The 1,855-nt window shown below is 70.4% G+C and carries 2 protein-coding genes; one reads left to right on the top strand and one right to left on the bottom strand.

All coding sequences use genetic code 11. From position 1 onward, the window contains the following. Positions 1-314: 314 nt before the first annotated feature. A complete protein-coding gene (locus JHN63_RS51005) occupies positions 315-1,154 on the top strand; it encodes a GntR family transcriptional regulator (protein ID WP_200691928.1) in 840 nt (279 codons plus the stop codon). On the opposite strand, the gene JHN63_RS51010 is transcribed toward JHN63_RS51005, so the two are convergent. Beyond that, a partial coding sequence (locus JHN63_RS51010) for a hypothetical protein (protein ID WP_234478951.1) occupies positions 1,139-1,855 on the bottom strand: 717 nt, incomplete at its 5' end. The genes JHN63_RS51005 and JHN63_RS51010 overlap by 16 nt on opposite strands.

Below are 1,855 nucleotides of genomic sequence, written 5' to 3' on the forward strand. Positions count from 1 at the left end.
GGCATGGATCGTCTCCGGGGCGGGGCGTGTGGGGGAGCTTCACCTGGGGAGGACATGAGCGATCGGCTTACCACCTGATCAGTGAAACCCACTGGACAGTTCACCTGTCGAGGTGGGGATGAAGGTGGCATAGACCAATGCGGCCGACAACCCCCTCTGTCGCAGGGCGACTTGGCGTGCCGGTCGATCCGGAGGGGAAGGATCATCGCCGGGAGGTGGTTACACTGCCCGGGTCAACAGGGCGATTGCGGGCTACCGTTGGTCAACTGGTCAAGTGGGTGACCGAACAGGGGCTCCACGCAGGGGAGTGCGACATGAAGGCCGACGCGCCAGGTGCGGTGCTCAAACGGGAGCGGGTCCGCGACTTCGTTCTCGACCTCGTCGAGTCGCACCGCCCGGGTGACGCGATCCCCTCAGAGCGCGTTCTCTGCGCCCAACTGGGCGTGTCCCGGCCGACCTTGCGCGCGGCGGTCGACGAACTCGCCGCCGCGGGGCTGCTGGTACGGGAACACGGGCGCGGCATGTTCGTGGCACCGGAGAAGATCACCCAGGAACTGGTCTCCGGCGAACAGACCATGACGGCCCCTCAGGCCTCCGGCACCTGGTCGAGCCGCCTGCTGGAGTTCACCACCGTCCCGGCCGGTGCCCGCGTGGGCCGCAGGTTGCGCCTCTCGCCCGCCGCCGAGATCGTGTACGTGGCACGGCTGCGTCTGGTCGACGGCGCCCCGATGGCCATCGAGCACCTGCACATCCGGGCCGACCTCGTCCCGACCCTGTCCGCACGGGAGTTGGAGGCCGGCGACCTGTACGAACACTTCCGGGAACAGCACGGCGTCCACGTCCAGGAGGCGGTCCAGGCGATCGAGCCGACCGTCGTCACCCGCGCCGAGGCCGAACTCCTCGACGTCCCCGAACTCTCCCCGGCCCTGCTCTTCGAGCGCCTCACCTCGGACACCACGGGCCGGCCCGTCGAATACGTCCACTCGATCTATCGCGGGGACCGCTACCGCATCGTCTCCCGCCTCACCCTCGGCCCCTCCGTCACGGTCCCCTCGACCCCTCTCGGCCACCATCCCGGCATCCCCCCGGGCGACTTCGCCCACCGGGACACCATCGCGGCGTCCACGCGGGGGGACATTCAGTCCGCGTCCTGAGCCGTCGTCCGTGCCCGGGTGACGGAGTCGTGGAGGGACTTCGGATCGTCGGCGTGCAACCGGATCACCCGTACGAGCCGGGGGGTGCCGAGGAACGTCGGTGCGTCGACCGGTTCGGTCAGTTCGAGGGTGAGGGAGGTCCGTGAGCCGACGGGCAGGTTGAGTTCGCCGTCCTTCTTCTCGTGGGTGTAGCGCGTCTCGCGCCGGACGCCGGCGATCCGGGCGACCGGAACACGCAGGTCGACATGGGCCGCCTGCCGGATGCGCAGGACACCCCCGGCCAGGACGTGCGGCCGGGTGACGGCGGCGGCGTGCATCCCGAGGACGAACAGCACGGTGTAGACGTCGACGACCAGCAGGACGGCGTGGACGACGGGCCAGCGGGCGAGCAGGAACGACAGCGCGACCGTCTCCGCCACGCACACGAACGTGAGGCCGTACATCATGGCGGCCTGGTCACGGGCGTGCGGGAAGACCGCGTCGGCCCCGCCGACACCGTGCGGACGGCGAGCGACCCACCGGACCAGGCTCGCCAGGATCCGCGCCTCGTGCGCGACGTACCGCGCCAGACGCTCCGGTACGAGACGCGCGAGCGCCTGGCGCCGGGTGAGGCCGAGCCGCCGTAGCCGCAGCCAGACGTACACCTCGGCGCCAGGCTGCTCCTGCTGTTGCTCCTCGGCGCCGAGGTGTACGTCTGGCTG

The organism is Streptomyces sp. MBT65 (assembly GCF_016612545.1).
Lineage (GTDB): Bacteria > Actinomycetota > Actinomycetes > Streptomycetales > Streptomycetaceae > Streptomyces.

What these genes read in the sequence shown, in the direction of transcription:
- JHN63_RS51005 (WP_200691928.1), top strand. Translation starts at nt 315, where the DNA reads ATGAAGGCCGACGCGCCAGGTGCGGTGCTCAAACGGGAGCGGGTCCGC.